General features: G+C 28.6%; 12 protein-coding genes. 11 read left to right on the top strand and 1 reads right to left on the bottom strand.

Features of this window, described 5'->3' with window-relative positions; translation table 11 throughout:
• The first annotated feature begins 15 nt into the window (after positions 1-15).
• From efp to R3X25_RS13675, 11 genes are all read left to right on the top strand, one after another.
• Positions 16-582: an elongation factor P gene (gene efp, locus R3X25_RS13725; RefSeq protein ID WP_317675513.1), complete on the top strand. Its 567-nt coding sequence runs from the start codon at positions 16-18 to the stop codon at positions 580-582.
• Between the two features lie 5 nt (positions 583-587).
• On the top strand, positions 588-1,511 hold the full coding sequence (locus R3X25_RS13720; protein WP_317675512.1) for a UDP-3-O-(3-hydroxymyristoyl)glucosamine N-acyltransferase: 924 nt from the start codon (positions 588-590) through the stop codon (positions 1,509-1,511).
• Between the two features lie 75 nt (positions 1,512-1,586).
• Positions 1,587-2,459: a succinate--CoA ligase subunit alpha gene (gene sucD / locus R3X25_RS13715; protein ID WP_317675511.1), complete on the top strand. Its 873-nt coding sequence runs from the start codon at positions 1,587-1,589 to the stop codon at positions 2,457-2,459.
• 233 nt (positions 2,460-2,692) lie between these two features.
• On the top strand, positions 2,693-3,946 hold the full coding sequence (locus R3X25_RS13710) for an Nramp family divalent metal transporter (RefSeq protein ID WP_317675510.1): 1,254 nt from the start codon (positions 2,693-2,695) through the stop codon (positions 3,944-3,946).
• A 6-nt stretch (positions 3,947-3,952) separates the two neighbouring features.
• Positions 3,953-5,044, top strand: coding sequence for a type I phosphomannose isomerase catalytic subunit (locus R3X25_RS13705; protein WP_317675509.1), 1,092 nt, complete (start codon positions 3,953-3,955; stop codon positions 5,042-5,044).
• Between the two features lie 95 nt (positions 5,045-5,139).
• Positions 5,140-5,886: a 3-oxoacyl-[acyl-carrier-protein] reductase gene (fabG, locus tag R3X25_RS13700; RefSeq protein WP_317675507.1), complete on the top strand. Its 747-nt coding sequence runs from the start codon at positions 5,140-5,142 to the stop codon at positions 5,884-5,886.
• A 4-nt stretch (positions 5,887-5,890) separates the two neighbouring features.
• The gene (locus R3X25_RS13695) at positions 5,891-7,912 is read left to right on the top strand and encodes a VWA domain-containing protein (protein ID WP_317675506.1); all 2,022 of its coding nucleotides are present in this window, start codon (positions 5,891-5,893) and stop codon (positions 7,910-7,912) included.
• 58 nt (positions 7,913-7,970) lie between these two features.
• A complete protein-coding gene (locus tag R3X25_RS13690) occupies positions 7,971-8,354 on the top strand; it encodes a hypothetical protein (protein WP_317675505.1) in 384 nt (127 codons plus the stop codon).
• 67 nt (positions 8,355-8,421) lie between these two features.
• The gene (locus tag R3X25_RS13685; protein ID WP_317675504.1) at positions 8,422-12,747 is read left to right on the top strand and encodes a CusA/CzcA family heavy metal efflux RND transporter; all 4,326 of its coding nucleotides are present in this window, start codon (positions 8,422-8,424) and stop codon (positions 12,745-12,747) included.
• Positions 12,748-12,749: 2 nt separating this feature from the next.
• Positions 12,750-13,889: an efflux RND transporter periplasmic adaptor subunit gene (locus R3X25_RS13680; RefSeq protein ID WP_317675503.1), complete on the top strand. Its 1,140-nt coding sequence runs from the start codon at positions 12,750-12,752 to the stop codon at positions 13,887-13,889.
• A 73-nt stretch (positions 13,890-13,962) separates the two neighbouring features.
• A complete protein-coding gene (locus tag R3X25_RS13675) occupies positions 13,963-14,793 on the top strand; it encodes a prohibitin family protein (protein ID WP_317675502.1) in 831 nt (276 codons plus the stop codon).
• A gap of 162 nt (positions 14,794-14,955) precedes the next feature.
• Here R3X25_RS13675 and R3X25_RS13670 read toward each other — a convergent pair whose 3' ends face one another.
• Positions 14,956-16,068 carry a hypothetical protein gene (locus tag R3X25_RS13670; RefSeq protein WP_317675501.1) on the bottom strand — a complete coding sequence of 371 codons (1,113 nt, stop codon included), beginning with the start codon at positions 16,066-16,068 and terminating at the stop codon, positions 14,956-14,958.
• Position 16,069 lies beyond the last annotated feature (1 nt).

The raw sequence follows: 16,069 nt of genomic DNA, 5'->3' as shown, positions 1-16,069 counted from the left end.
AAAATAACCATCGAAATGGCAACAACATCAGATATTAGAAACGGATTATGTATAAAACATAATAATGATATTTTTAAAGTAGTAGAATTTTTACACGTTAAACCAGGTAAAGGTCCAGCTTTTGTTAGAACTAAATTAAAAAGTTTATCATCAGGTAAAGTTTTAGATAACACATTTCCTGCAGGAAGAAAAATTGAAGATATTAGAGTAGAAACTAGAAAATATCAATTTTTGTATCCAGAAGGAGAAACTTTTCACTTTATGAATACAGATGATTACAATCAAATTACTTTACAAAAAGAAACATTAGATTCACCAGATTTATTAAAGGAAGGTGAAATTGTTACAATAATTTTTAATACAGAAGATGACATGCCGTTATCTGTTGATATGCCTGCAAGCGTTATTTTAGAAGTTACTCATACAGAACCAGGTGTAAAAGGTAATACAGCAACAAATGCAACAAAACCAGCAACTGTAGAAACAGGAGCAGAAGTAAATGTACCTTTATTTATTAATGAAGGTGATAAAATAAAAATTGAAACTACAAAAGGAACTTACTCTGAAAGAGTTAAAGAGTAAAAACTATGAAACTCCCTAGAATATATAGTCTTGAAGAAATTTCTAAAATAGTTAATGCTGATTTTATAGGACCTGCTTCCTTTCCCGTTGAAGGTTTTAATGAAATTCATGTAGTAGAAAAAGGAGATATAGTTTTTGTAGATCACCCAAAGTATTATACAAAAGCATTAGAATCTAAAGCTACAATAGTTCTAATTAATAAAAAAGTTAAATGCCCTCAAGGTAAGGCTTTATTAATTTCAAAAGACCCTTTTACAGCGTTTAATGTATTAACTAGATATTTTAAACCTTTTCAAGAATCTTCAAGTACCATTGCAGAAACAGCTAAAATTGGAGGGAATTCTGTTATACAACCAAATTGTTTTATTGGAAACAATGTTGAAATTGGTGATAACTGTTTAATTCATGCCAATGTAACTATTTACGATGGTTGTAAAATAGGAAATAATGTAACTATTCATTCGGGTTCAATACTTGGAGCAGATGCTTTTTATTATAAAAAAAGAATTGAAGGCTACGATAAATTACTTTCTAGTGGTTCTGTTTTAATAGAAGATAATGTAGATATTGGTGCACTTTGTACTATTGATAAAGGAGTTTCATCTAATACAACTATTGGACAAGGAACAAAAATAGATAACCAAGTTCATGTTGGACATGACACTACAATTGGGGAAATGTGCCTAATAGCATCACAAACAGGTATTGCAGGTTGTGTAATAATTGAAGATGGTGTAACTTTATGGGGACAAGTAGGAACTAATAGTGGAATTACTATTGGTAAAGGAGCAACTATTTTAGGACAAACAGGAGTAACAAAATCCGTAAAAGGAGGAAAAACGTATTTTGGAACGCCAGTTGAAGAATCTAGAAAAAAATTAAAAGAAATGGCTGAAATAAAGCAGCTATTGAGATCTCAAAAAAAATAATATTTTCTTCATTTTAATTGAATAAAAAATTAAATTTGAATTAAAATAAAAATTACACTTAAAAATTACAATTAAATGAGCGTTTTAGTTAATAAAAATTCAAATATTATTGTTCAGGGTTTTACTGGAGGTGAAGGAACTTTTCATGCTACTCAAATGATAGAGTATGGTACAAATGTTGTTGGAGGAGTTACTCCAGGAAAAGGAGGTCAAATCCATTTAGATAAACCTGTATTTAATACCGTTGCAGAAGCAGTTGAAAAAGTAGCAGCAGATACATCCATAATTTTTGTACCACCTGCATTTGCAGCTGATGCAATAATGGAAGCAGCTGAAGCTGGAATAAAAGTAATAATTTGTATTACTGAAGGAATTCCAGTAGCTGACATGGTAAAAGTAAAAGCATATATAGCAACTAGAGATTGTAGATTGGTAGGTCCAAATTGTCCAGGAGTTATTACGCCAGGAGAAGCTAAAGTTGGAATTATGCCTGGTTTTATTTTTAAAAAAGGTAAAGTAGGGATTGTTTCAAAATCTGGAACATTAACTTATGAAGCTGCTGATCAAGTAGTAAAACAAGGTTATGGAATTACTACCGCAATTGGTATTGGCGGAGATCCAATTATTGGAACAACTACAAAAGAAGCTGTAGAATTATTAATGAATGACCCTGAAACTGAATGTATAGTAATGATTGGGGAAATAGGAGGTCAATTAGAAGCTGAAGCTGCACAATGGGTAAAAGCAACTGGAAATAAAAAACCAGTAGTAGGTTTTATAGCTGGACAAACAGCTCCAAAAGGTAGAACAATGGGACATGCAGGTGCAATAGTTGGAGGAAAAGATGATACAGCACAAGCAAAAATGGAAATTTTAAAAGCAAACGGAATTTATGTAGTTGATTCTCCTGCTAGTATAGGAGATAAAGTTGCAGAAGTATTAGGTTAATACCTAATATAGCATTTTTTATATTTTTAATTTAAAATATTAAGTTCCATTTGTTGATACTTATATCTTATAAATAGATTTTAAAAAACACTTACAAAATTGAATCAATTTTGTAAGTGTTTTTTGTACTTAATTAGTTTTATAATTAGAATCTTAAATATAAAATACTTTTGATGTTATTCTTTTTTTTTTAACTAATTTCACAAATCTTTATTTTTAAAAACAACTTACATATGAAACAAACCTTTCGCAGCAAATTTGCAAAATGGATTGCCTTATTTCTTCCTGGTATATTTTTATTAGGATTAAATATTGGTACAGGAAGTGTAACAACTATGGCTAAAGCAGGAGCTGAATATGGAATGTCATTACTTTGGACTATTGTAGCCTCTTGTTTAACAACCTTTTTCATGATTAATTTATATGGTAAATTTACGCTAGTTACTGGTGAAACAGCCTTACAAGCCTTTAGAAAGCATATTCATCCTGGAGTTGGTATCTTTTTTATAATAGCATTAACTGTAGGTGTTTGTGGAAGTGTAATGGGAGTAATGGGAATTGTTGCTGACATTTGTTATGAATGGTCTAAAAGTGCCGTTGATGGAGGTATATCTCCAATTTATTTTGCAACAGCTTTTATTGCTATGGTATATTTTATTTTTTGGAATGGAAAAACACAATTTTTTGAAAGAGCATTAGCAGTAATTGTTGCAATTATGTCAGCTAGTTTTTTGCTAAACTTTTTTATAATGATGCCACCTCCAATAGATATTTTAAAAGGGCTTATACCAAATGTGCCAGATACTTTAGGTACCGATAAAAGTCCATTTTTAATAATTGCTTCACTTGTAGGAACAACTGTTTTTTCTGGTTTATTTATAATTAGAACAACTTTAGTTAAAGAAGCAGGTTGGAAAATGACCGATTTAAAAAAACAACGTAATGATGCTATGGTGTCAGTAATTTTAATGTTTGTTATTAGCACATCTATTATGGCTGCTGCTGCAGGTACATTATATGTTGAAGGCATTGGATTATCCACAGCATCTCAAATGATTGGATTGTTAGAACCATTAGCAGGTAGTTTTGCAACATCTGTATTTGCAATTGGTATAATTTCAGCTGGAGTTTCATCTCAATTTCCAAATATTTTAATGCTTCCTTGGTTGTTATGCGATTATAATAATTCTGAACGAAATATGACATTGCCAAAATACCGTATAATGGTGCTTTTAATTTCATTATTAGGTTTAGTAGTGCCAGTTTTTAATGCACAACCAATATTTGTAATGGTTGTTTCACAAGTTTTTAATGCTGTTATTTTACCTGTTACTGTTTTAGGTATTTTATACTTAAGCAATCGATCAGACTTAATGGGGAAATATAAAAACACAGTACTAGAAAACATCTTTTTAGGACTTATCTTATTATTTTCTATATACACTTCATATACAGGTATTACAGGAGTTATTCAAATATTTAATTAAACTATAATGAAGAATTTACAAAAATATGCACACATACCCTTAAAACAATCATTAAATAGAGTTTGGAGAACTTATGAAGGAGGAGCTTTAATTGATAGATGGAAAAAACAATCTTCAGAAGTAGATGGACAAAAGCCAGAACAATGGATTATGTCTACGGTTACTGCACGTGGAAATGGTAGACCAGAAAACGAAGGACTCTCATTAATTGAAACAACTGATGGTATTTTTTCCTTAAAAAATTTAATTAATTCTAATCCAGAATTATATTTAGGTGAAGAATTAGCAAAAAAATACGGAACAACAGGTGTACTTATTAAGATGCTAGATTCAAAAGAAAGATTAACTATTCAGGTGCATCCAGATAAAGAATATGCTAAAACTATATTAAATTCTGAATTTGGAAAAACAGAATCGTGGTATGTTTTAAATACGCGCGAAATAAATGGAGAAAAACCTGTTATTTATATGGGATTTAAAAAGCATGTTACCAAAGAAATTTGGAGATCTCATTTTGAAAATCAAAATATTGAAGGAATGTTAAATTGCCTTCATAAAATTGAAGTAAAACCAGGAGATGCTTTTATGATTTATGGAGGTGTGCCACATGCTATTGGTGCTGGGTGCTTTTTAATGGAAGTCCAAGAGCCTACAGATTATACTATGCGAGTTGAAAAAACAACTCCAGCAGGTTTAAAAATAGGTCCAGAATTAATTCATCAAGGTGTTGGTGAACAAAAAATGCTTGAGTGTTTTCATTATGATAATTACACAATTGATGAGGCGTTAGAAAAATGGAAAATAAACCCTGAAGTTATAGAAAGTTCTAATCAGTTTACATTAAGAACTTTATTTAATAAAAAGCATACAAATTGTTTTGGGTTAAATGAATTACTTTTAGATGGAGAGCATACTATTAAAGGAAATTCTTGTTTTTACGTTGCTGTTATTTATTCAGGTGATGGAATTATAACTTGTAATGGAAATAAATATGAATATACTCAAGGAGATGAAATTTTTATTTCAGCAGCAATTTCTGAAATTACTATCAGTTCCATAAGTTCTTCTAAAATTTTACTGTGTTATCCTCCAAATTAATAATAATAAATTCACACTATTAAAAGCTTCTAGTTTTAGAGGCTTTTTTTATACAATTGTATTATATTTGATTTGATAAATGAAATTTTAAATAAATGAAACTTTTAGAAAATAAAACAGCTTTAATTACAGGAGCTACACGAGGAATAGGAAAAGGAATTGCTGAAACTTTTGCAAAACAAGGTGCAAATGTTGCTTTTACATACAGTTCTTCAGTTGAAGCTGCAGAAGCATTGGAAAAAGAATTAGAATCATTTGGAATAAAAGCGAAAGGATATCAATCTAATGCCGCAAATTTTGATGCAGCACAACAATTAGCAGCAGATGTTTTAAAAGAATTTGGAAGTATAGATGTTTTAATTAACAACGCAGGAATTACAAAAGATAACTTATTAATGCGTATTTCTGAAGAAGATTTTGATAAAGTAATTGAAGTGAATTTAAAATCGGTTTTTAATTTAACAAAAGCAGTAATTCGTCCTATGATGAAACAACGTAAAGGTTCTATTATTAATATGAGCTCGGTAGTTGGTTTAAAAGGAAATGCAGGTCAAGCTAATTATGCAGCTTCAAAAGCTGGTATTTTAGGCTTCACAAAATCGGTAGCTTTAGAATTAGGTTCAAGAAATATACGTTGTAATACAATAGCTCCTGGTTTTATTGAAACTGAAATGACTGGAGCTCTTCCAGAAGAAACAGTTAAAGAATGGAGAAATTCAATTCCTTTAAAACGTGGCGGTACACCTGAAGATGTTGCAAATGCATGTGTATTTTTAGCATCGGATATGAGTGCTTACATAACAGGACAAACATTAAGCGTTGATGGTGGAATGTTAACATAATTTAATGTCAACCGAAACAATTTTATACATACTATTATCTGGAATACTAGCGCTAGCAATAGCGCTTTTTCAGTATTGGTATAAATTAAAACAAACTAAAACAAACTATATTTTATTAGCATTAAGGTTTTTAGCACTATTCACATTAATGTTGTTGTTAATTAATCCTTCTATAAAAAAAACAATTTTTGAAATTGAAAAACCAAATTTAGTGGTTGCTATTGACCAATCTAAATCTATAAAATACAGTAAACAAGTAGAAATAGTACAAACTTTAGTTGATAATTTAAAAAATAGTTCAGCCTTAAATAATAAATATAATATTCAGTATTATGGTTTTGGAAAAGAATTATATGCTTTAGATACACTAAAATATATTGAAAATCAAACAAATATATCAAATCCAATTCAAGAGTTTTCTAAAATTTACGGAGAGAACAATCCTGTATTACTTATAACAGATGGAAACCAAACCTTTGGAAATAGTATTGAATTTCTGAAACCTAAAAATCCAATAAATTCTTTTATTGTAGGAGACACAACTAGCATTGAAGATATTTATATTTCTCGATTAAATGTAAATAAACAAACCTATATAAATAATAGATTACCTGTTGAAATTTTTGTGAATTACGCGGGAAAAAATACAGTTTCTAAAAAACTAAAAATTCTTCATAAAGGAAAAACTGTTCATTCAGAAACCATTAAGCTTTCTAAAAATAATAATGTTTTAATTTCATCTTTTTATATAAAAGTTACTGAAAAAGGCACTCAATATTATACAGCTATTGTAGAAAATTTAGATTCAGAAAAAAATACAGCAAACAATTCTAAAAGTTTTTCAATAAATGTGATAGAAGAAAAAACTAAAATATTATTGATAAGTGATGTAGTTCATCCAGATTTAGGGATGCTTAAAAAATCTATCGAAACTAATAAACAGAGAGAAGTAACTATAAAAAAACCAAATAAAATTAAAGGCAAAATAACAGATTATCAGTTAGTTATATTATATCAGCCTACCAGTAGTTTTAAGTCTGTTTTAAATGAAATTAAAAATAACAAACAACATTTTTTTATAATAAGTGGCTCGCAAACCGATTGGGATTTTTTAAATAAAGCGCAATCATATTTTAAAAAAGACGTTTTAAATCAAACTGAAAGTTATGTTCCTAAACTTAACTTACAATATGAAAGCTTTGTTACTGAAGATATTGGTTTTAAGTCATTTTCTCCACTTGAAGATAAGTTTGGCGATGTAAGTTTTAATATTCCATTAAACATATTACTTTATCAAAAAATTGGAGCTTTTGAAACAGATAAGCCAATGTTAGCAACTTTTGAAATTGATGAGATTAAAGCCGGAATTTTATTTGGCGAAAATAGTTGGAGGTGGAGAATGCAAAGTTTTATTGAAACTAAAAATTTTGAGCAATTCGATAATTTTATTTCAAGTTTAGTTTTGTATTTAGCATCTAATAAAAGTAAAAACCGCCTACAAGTTTCAGTAGAACCTATATATTTTTCTAATGAAATTGTTCAGTTTTCGGCTGTATATTTAGATAATAATTTAAGCTTTGATAGTAGAGCTAAATTGTGGTTAACTATTAAAAATAATGCAACTAATAAGTTGTCTAAATTTCCTTTTGCACTTTCAAATAATAGTTTTGTAGCAGAAATTTCAAATTTAAATTCGGGTGAGTATAATTACACTATTACTACTGAAAATCAAAATGTTAGTAGTTCTGGAGTTTTTAAAGTTGAACCTTTTGAAGTAGAACAACAATTTTTAAATGCTAACGATGAAAATTTAAAATTATTAGCAAACAAAACAGGAGGAAAGGTCTATTATTCTAAAGACTCTGAAAGTGTAATAAATAATTTAATTGCCACCGAAAAATTTAAAAGTATTCAAAAATCTACGCTACAAAAAACACCTCTAATAAATTGGAAGTGGTTATTAGCTTTTGTTATTATTTTATTAAGTACAGAATGGTTTTTAAGAAAATATTTTGGGAAAATTTAATTCTCTTATGTAAAACTTGTCACATTTTATTTTCTAATTAATTTTACATTTGCAGTAGATGAGTAAAATTGCTGTCATATTTTTATCTTTTATTGTGTTAATTCAAAGCTTTAATTTGGATTTAACCGATGCTCCTAAAATACCTGTTTTAGTAGATCATTTAGTAACTCACATTCAACAAGGTGAAAGTTTAGGTGAATTTATTATCCAACACTATGGAAGTGATATTGATATTCATAAAAATAAACATAAAGAACATCAAAATTTACCATTTAAACATAGACATTTAGATACTCATTTTCATTTAGATTTTATTATTTGCAATAACAATTATCCACTTCAACTAAAGGATGAAATTTTTGTAAATTCTCGATTTTTATACTGTGAGCAACCTATAAAACTATTTGAAACTAACTTTTTTCAACCTCCAAAAACAGTTTAATTTATTTGTTTAAATAAGTAATGTAATTAACTTACATTCAATATATTATGATTTAAATAATTAAACTATGTTACAACATATAATTAAATTAAGTATACAAAATAAACTTATTGTTTTACTTATAACAGCATCTATTTTTTTATTTGGTTTATTTGCTTTAACACAAATACCAATTGGTGCAGTACCAGATATTACAAACAATCAAGTTCAAGTAATAACAACATCTAGAAATTTATCTACTCAAGATGTTGAACAATTTATAACTTATCCAGTTGAATTAGAAATGGCTAATTTACCTGGTGTAGAAGAAATACGTTCCGTTTCAAAATTTGGACTTTCAGTAGTTACCATAGTTTTTGAAGATAATATGGGTACGTATTTACCTAGACAGTTAATAGCTGAAAAAATAAAAGCAGCATCTGAAAAAATTCCAGAGGAGTTTGGAACTCCTGAAATGGGGCCAATTACTACTGGTTTAGGAGAAATTTATCAATATATTTTAGACACTAAACCTGCTTATAAAAATAAATATTCCCCTATGGAGTTGCGAACAATTCAAGATTGGATTGTAAAACGTCAACTTTCTGGTATTCCAGGTGTTGTAGAAGTAAATACTTGGGGTGGATTTCTAAAGCAATATGAAGTTGCTCTAAATCCTGAAAAATTAAAATCTATGAATATTACTTCTTCACAAATTATGGATGCTTTAGAGCAAAATAATAGTGTTGCAGGAGGTGGGTATATAGAAAAAACAAATGAAAGTTACTTTGTAAGAGGTGAAGGTTTGATAAAATCTTTAGAAGATATTGAAAACATTGTTATAAAAAATGTACAAGGTGTTCCAGTTTTAATAAAGCACGTTGCTGAAGTTAATTATGGGTATGCTACAAGGTTTGGAGCTATTACTGGAAATGGAGAAGGAGAAAAAGTATTAGGACAAGTAATGATGTTGAAAGATGGTGATTCTAATAAAGTTATTGAAGCCGTTAAACAGCGTGTTGAGGAAATTCAAAAAACATTGCCTGAAGGCGTTTTTATCAATGGCTTTTTGGAACGAAGTGAACTAATAGGTAAAACAACCTTTACCATTGCAGAGAATTTAATTATTGGAATATTAATTGTAATTTTTGTAGTTATTCTACTTTTAGGAAGTTTACGCTCTGGTTTGGTGGTAGCTTCAGTTATACCACTTTCGCTATTATTCACATTATCAATGATGTATGTTTTTGGAGTAGATGCTAATCTAATGAGTTTAGGCGCAATTGATTTTGGTATAATAATAGATGGAGCCGTAATTATTGTTGAATTTATAGCCTTTAAAATTACAAGTAGTAGAGATCAATTAGTTGGTTTATCTAAAAATGAACAACAAAGTGAGATTGATAAAATCACTTATGATAGTAGTAAAAAAATGATGACTTCTGCTGTTTTTGGGCAACTTATTATTTTAATTGTATTCATTCCAATTTTATCATTAAGTGGTGTGGAAGGTAAAATGTTTAAACCAATGGCAATGGCTTTTAGTTTTGCTTTAATTGGTGCTATGTTCTTATGCTTTACTTACGTTCCAGTAATTTCTTCCATTTTTTTAAAGCCAGAAAAAGTGTCTAAAAATAACGTATCAAAAAAATTGATTTCGTTTTTTACAAAAATGTACGAACCGGTTATAAAATGGGCTTTATTCAATAAAAAAATTGTTGTAGCATTATCAGTTGTATTGTTAATTGTAACTGGAATTATTTTTAGTAAAATGGGAGGTGAGTTTATACCAACTCTTGATGAAGGTGATTTTGTTATTCAACCTGCTTTAAAAACAGGTACATCTTTATCAAAAACTGTTGAAATCACCACTAAAATTGAACAAATTTTATTAGATAATTTTCCTGAAGTATCTCAAGTAGTTACAAGAATTGGAGCTGCTGAAGTTCCAACTGATCCTATGTCTATGGAAGAAAGCGATGTAATTATTAAACTAAAACCAAAGGGTGAATGGGTTTCAGCTTCTTCAAAAGATGAATTAGCAGATAAGTTTAAAGAAAAACTAGCTATTATTCCAGGAGTTGAGTTTGAGTTTACACAACCTATTGAAATGCGTTTTAATGAATTAATTACAGGTGTTAGAGCAGATGTTGCTATAAAATTATTTGGTGAAGATTTGGATGTTTTAGCATCTAAAGCCGATGAAATTAAAAGTAAAATTGCAAACGTAGAAGGTGCATCGGATATTATTGTAGAAAAAGTTGATGGATTACCTCAAATGACGGTTACATACAATCGTAAAAAAGTGGCTCGTTATGGTTTAAATATTCAAGTTTTAAATGAATTGGTTTCTATGGCTTTTGCGGGTCAAACTTTAGGTAGTGTTTTTGAAGGGGAGCGTAAGTTTGATTTAGTTGTTAGGCTAAATTCTAACTACAGAAAAAATATAGAAAATTTACGAAATTTATATGTAGACACACCATTAGGTATAAAAGTTCCATTGCATGAACTTGCCACAATTGAATATACCAAAGGTCCAGCAAAAATATCTAGAGATGATACTAAAAGAAGAATTGTAATTGGAGTAAATGTTAGAAATAGAGATATGGAATCTGTAGTAGATGATGTTAGAAAAATTATAAACGAACAAGTTAAATTACCTGTTGGTTATTCTGTTTCGTATGGAGGACAATTTGAAAATTTAAACAGTGCAAAAAACAGACTAAAAATTGCTGTTCCAATTGCATTGTTATTAATTTTTATATTACTTCATTTTGCGTTTAACTCTGTAAAAGATGCATTAATGATTTTTTCTGCAATACCTTTAGCAGCAGTTGGTGGAGTATTGTTTTTACTAATAAGAGGTTTGCCTTTTAGTATCTCGGCAGGTGTTGGTTTTATTGCTTTATTTGGTATTGCTGTTTTAAATGGTATTGTACTAATTGAGCATTTAAAAGAATTGAAAAAACAAGGAATATCAGATGTTAATGAACGAATTTTAAAAGGTACTAAAGAGCGTTTACGACCAGTAATTTTAACTGCCGCCGCTGCCGCATTAGGATTTTTTCCAATGGCAATTTCTACCAATGCAGGAGCAGAAGTTCAGCGCCCATTGGCTACAGTTGTAATTGGTGGTTTGGTAACAGCAACCATATTAACTATGATTGTTTTACCTACATTATATGCAATTTTTGAAACTAAAAATTTTAAAATAAAAAAAATAAAAGCAAATAAGTCTACATTAATTTTACTAGTATTATTAATTCCTGTTTTTAGTTTTTCTCAAAAGCAAATAAATTTAGAGGAAGCCATTTCAATAGCGGTTGAAAACAATAAAGGTTTAAATATTAGCAACTTGGAAAAAGCAAAAGCCCAAAAATTAATTAACACAGCTTTCAATTTTGAAAATACTTCTGTCTATTACGAAAAGGATAGAACAAGTTTAGGAATTTTAGATAAACCTTTTGACACCTATGGAGTTGAACAAAGTATAGATTTTCCAACTATTTATTTTTCAAAGAAAAAAGCTAATAAATTAAATACTAATTTAAAACAAATTGAATTTGAATTAGCTAAAAATGAGTTAATTAAAAATGTTTCAAGTCTTTATTATGAAATAGTTTATGTTCAAAACAAACAGAATTACTTAAAACATATGGATAGTTTGTATCGTAATTTTTCAAAAGCTGCAAAACGAAAATTTGAGTTAGGTGAATCTAATTATTTAGAAATGATAACTGCGCAATCTAAACATCAGCTTTTTACTACTGAATTAATAAAATTAGAACAAGATTTGGCAAGCTTATTAATAAAATTTAATAGTGTATTACAGTCTAATGAAGAAATTTTAGTTTCAAAAAATAGATTGAGTAAAGTAACAGTTGAAAATCAAATTTTAGAAAATCATTTAATTAATAAATTTCACCAAGAAAATAAAAAACTATCGTTAGTAAATAAGCAAATTTCAAACCAAGAGTTTTTACCAAGTTTATCATTTAACTATTTTAATAGCAAGGATATAACTTCTAATGAATCTTATAATAGTTTTAGAGCAGGAGTCACTATTCCTATATTGTTTTTTGGTAAATCGGCTAAATTAAAAGCTTTAAAAATAGATGAAAAAATATCAGAAGATAAAAAGTTAGAAGCCGAAATACAATTGAAAAGCAAGTATTCAATACTTCAAAATGAGTTGAATAAGGCAAATGCAGAACTTTCTTTTTATGAAGAAAATGGAAAAAAATTAGCTTCAGAAATATTAAAAACTGCCAATTCTAGTTTTAAAAATGGAGAGATTGATTTCTTTCAATATATACAAAGTATTGAAAATTCATATCAAATAAATGTAAGCTATTTAAATAGTTTAAATAACTACAATCAAAAAGCTATCGAATTAAATTATATAAATCTATAATTATGAAAAACATTAAAATATATATACTACAACTTGTTTTAATAGGTTCTTTTTCAGCATGTAACTCAACAAAAGAAAAAGAAGTTGTAAAAGATGTAGCAACTGAAAAAGGAGTTATTTCTGTTAGTAAAGAACAATTTAAGAGTTCTAAAATGGAATTAGTTAAACTATCTAAACAAGAATTTTCAACAAGTATTAAAACAAATGGATTTGTGGATGTTCCACCAGCAAATAAAGCAAAAGTAAGCGCTATTATTGGTGGTTATATTAAAAAATCACCTTTATTAATAGGTGATAAAGTGAAAAAAGGACAATTATTATTAACTATAGAAAACCCTGCTTTTATAGACATTCAACAAGAGTTTTTAGAAGTTTCAGAGAAATTAAACTATTTAAAATCTGAATACGAGCGTCAGAAAACCTTGTTTAATGAAAACATTACTTCAAAAAAGAAATATTTAGAGGCAGAAAGTAATTATAAGAGCACAGTTGCTATTTCACGTGGATTAGAGCAAAAATTAAAATTAATGAGAATAAATATTACCAATGTAAAATCTGGGAATTTTACCTCAATAATTCCTATTTATTCACCTATTAATGGAGTAGTTTCAAAAGTAAATGCTTCTAAAGGAAAATTTGTAGATGCAACTGATGTTATTTTAGAAATTAACAATACAAAACATAAACATTTAGAATTGGTGATATTTGAAAAAGATGTTTTAAATGTTAAAGAAAAACAATCAATAAAGTTCTCTATTCCAGAAAATTCAGAAAACACATACAATGCGAGTGTCTATTTAATTGGAAATGAAATAAATGAAGACACTAGAACAGTTAGAGTTCATGCACATTTAGAAGATGAAAATCAACCTTTTTTAGTTGGAATGTTTGTTGAAGCTGAAATTATGATAGAAAAATCAATAAAATGGGCTTTGCCAATTGAAGCTATTTTACATGAAGATAATAAGTTTTTTGCATTTGTTTTAAAAAATAAAACGGATAAAGCATTTAATTTTGAAAAAAAAGAAGTAATTCTTGGAGTTAAAAATGAAGAATGGATTGAAGTTGAAAATTACAGTCAATTTAATGAATTAGAAATACTAGGCAAAGGAGTTTTTTCACCTTTAGAAAATGTAGAGTAGTAAAAAATAAAAATAGAAGATAGTTTATAATTTTCTGTTTCGTATTTTTACAAAAATTTAAATTAAAACAACAATGGCAAACAACGGACAATTACAATTACCAAAAACTTTAATGCCTATTATTTTAATAGGTATTGTAGCAATTATATTTTTATCAAAATCAACTGTAACAGTAGATGCAGGTGAAGCGGGAGTGTTATGGAAACGTTTTGATGGCGGTGTAGTAACAGATCAACCACCATTAGGTGAAGGATTTCATATTGTTGCACCTTGGAATGAAGTTATAGTGTATGAAGTACGTCAACAAGAATTATTTGAAAAAATGAAAGTACTTTCATCAAACGGATTGGATATTATTTTAGAAACTTCATCTTGGTATATGCCAAGACCTGCAGATTTAGGTAAACTACATCAAGAAAAAGGTAAAAATTATTTAGAAAGAGTTATTCAACCTACGCTTCGATCAGCAGCTCGTAGTGTTGTTGGACGTTATACTCCGGAGCAATTATATGCAAGTAAAAGAGATGTAATTCAGAGTGAAATTTATGATGAAGCAAAAAAAATATTGGATGGTCAATACATTATATTAAACGAAGTTTTAGTTAGAGATGTAACTTTACCAGCAACAATTAAAGATGCAATTGAGCGTAAATTAAAACAAGAGCAAGAATCTTTAGAATATGAGTTTAGATTAGTTACTGCAGCTAAAGAAGCTGAAAAGCAAATAATTGAAGCGAAAGGTAAAGCAGATGCAAATAGAATTTTAAGCGCATCATTAACTGATAAAATTCTTCAGGATAAAGGAATTGAAGCAACTATTAAGTTAGCTGAATCTCCAAATAGCAAAGTAATTGTTATTGGTAGTGGTGATTCTGGAATGCCTATTATTTTAGGGAATCAATAAGAAGAAGATAAACCAATAGAAGAGGCTGTCTAAAAAGCATTGAAAGCCGTCATTCTGAACTTGTTTCAGAATCACATCATACCGATAATTAATTAGTATGAGAACCTGAAACAAGTTCAGGTTGACGAAATTTTCACTTTTAGATAGCCTCTTTTTTTATGATTATTTTTTTGGAAACTTTTCTATTTCAGAAATCACATCTTCTTCAGAATCGAAAATAGAAAGAATCATATTTTTATATTTTTCTTCTTCTGTTAATTTTAGCAACAATGGATAAATAGGCCTATTTTTAGTCCAATATTCTTTATTTAAAAACACCATTGGGCTGGCAAAACCATAACTTAAATAATGATTTTGAGTAGCATCTTGAAAAATTTCTTGAATAGTTCCTGCGCTTCCTGGTGAAAATATAACACCACCTTTAGCTAAAGCTAACAAACCTTCTTCACGTACACTGTTTGCAAAATATTTAGCAATATGTGTGGCAAATGGAGTAGGCGGTTCGTGTCCATATAACCAAGTTGGAATTCCTAAACTTTTATAATTAGAAGTAGGATGTTTTTCTAAAACTTCAAAAGATTTATCTAACCATAAAGCATCATTATAAATTGGTGCTTCAGCTAATATATTTATAGCTTCGGTTAACTCCTTATTACTTTTTCCTGCAAACCAAGCACCTACGTGGGTAGCTTCCATTGCTCCAGGACCACCACCAGAAATCATTAAATAACCTAATTCAGTTAATTTTTTACTAATCCTAGCTACTTTTAAAAAATTCTTATTACTTCTAGATAAGCTGTGTCCACCCATTATGGCAACAATTTTCCGTTTATCATAATCTATAACAAAATCATTTAAAGCATTTGTAATGGAGTGATCGTGTAAACGTCTAGTAAGTGTTTCTTTAATATCTACAGCTTCTTTACCTTGTTTTGTGTAGTGATTGTAAACTACCTTATCAAAAGTTTTTTCGTAACTATCAGGATTTCCAAGTTGATAATTATTATACAATTTTTCTTTTGTGTATAATGAATTTATAAATGGATTAAATGGAGCGTTTATTTGAGGAAAAATTAAACAATCCTCAGAAAGTTTAACGGTAAATTTTTCAGGAATTGTACAACCTAAAAATATACAATTGTAAAATGATAAGTTTGTAAAAGAATTTGAAATCTGGTTGAAATCTATATTTTGAAAAGCATGAAAACTTAATTGATTTTGAGTTTCAATAGCTTCCATTAAATCTGTATAAGAGTCAATTTCTTTATATGTCATA

It is taken from the genome of Lutibacter sp. TH_r2, assembly GCF_033101135.1.
Classification (GTDB): domain Bacteria; phylum Bacteroidota; class Bacteroidia; order Flavobacteriales; family Flavobacteriaceae; genus Lutibacter.
Note: the sequence above shows the minus strand (reverse complement) of the source record. Positions and strands in the feature narration are given on the sequence as shown.

What these genes read in the sequence shown, in the direction of transcription:
- efp (WP_317675513.1), top strand. Translation starts at nt 16, where the DNA reads ATGGCAACAACATCAGATATTAGAAACGGATTATGTATAAAACATAAT.
- R3X25_RS13720 (WP_317675512.1), top strand. Translation starts at nt 588, where the DNA reads ATGAAACTCCCTAGAATATATAGTCTTGAAGAAATTTCTAAAATAGTT.
- sucD (WP_317675511.1), top strand. Translation starts at nt 1,587, where the DNA reads ATGAGCGTTTTAGTTAATAAAAATTCAAATATTATTGTTCAGGGTTTT.
- R3X25_RS13710 (WP_317675510.1), top strand. Translation starts at nt 2,693, where the DNA reads ATGAAACAAACCTTTCGCAGCAAATTTGCAAAATGGATTGCCTTATTT.
- R3X25_RS13705 (WP_317675509.1), top strand. Translation starts at nt 3,953, where the DNA reads ATGAAGAATTTACAAAAATATGCACACATACCCTTAAAACAATCATTA.
- fabG (WP_317675507.1), top strand. Translation starts at nt 5,140, where the DNA reads ATGAAACTTTTAGAAAATAAAACAGCTTTAATTACAGGAGCTACACGA.
- R3X25_RS13695 (WP_317675506.1), top strand. Translation starts at nt 5,891, where the DNA reads ATGTCAACCGAAACAATTTTATACATACTATTATCTGGAATACTAGCG.
- R3X25_RS13690 (WP_317675505.1), top strand. Translation starts at nt 7,971, where the DNA reads ATGAGTAAAATTGCTGTCATATTTTTATCTTTTATTGTGTTAATTCAA.
- R3X25_RS13685 (WP_317675504.1), top strand. Translation starts at nt 8,422, where the DNA reads ATGTTACAACATATAATTAAATTAAGTATACAAAATAAACTTATTGTT.
- R3X25_RS13680 (WP_317675503.1), top strand. Translation starts at nt 12,750, where the DNA reads ATGAAAAACATTAAAATATATATACTACAACTTGTTTTAATAGGTTCT.
- R3X25_RS13675 (WP_317675502.1), top strand. Translation starts at nt 13,963, where the DNA reads ATGGCAAACAACGGACAATTACAATTACCAAAAACTTTAATGCCTATT.
- R3X25_RS13670 (WP_317675501.1), bottom strand. Translation starts at nt 16,068, where the DNA reads ATGACATATAAAGAAATTGACTCTTATACAGATTTAATGGAAGCTATT.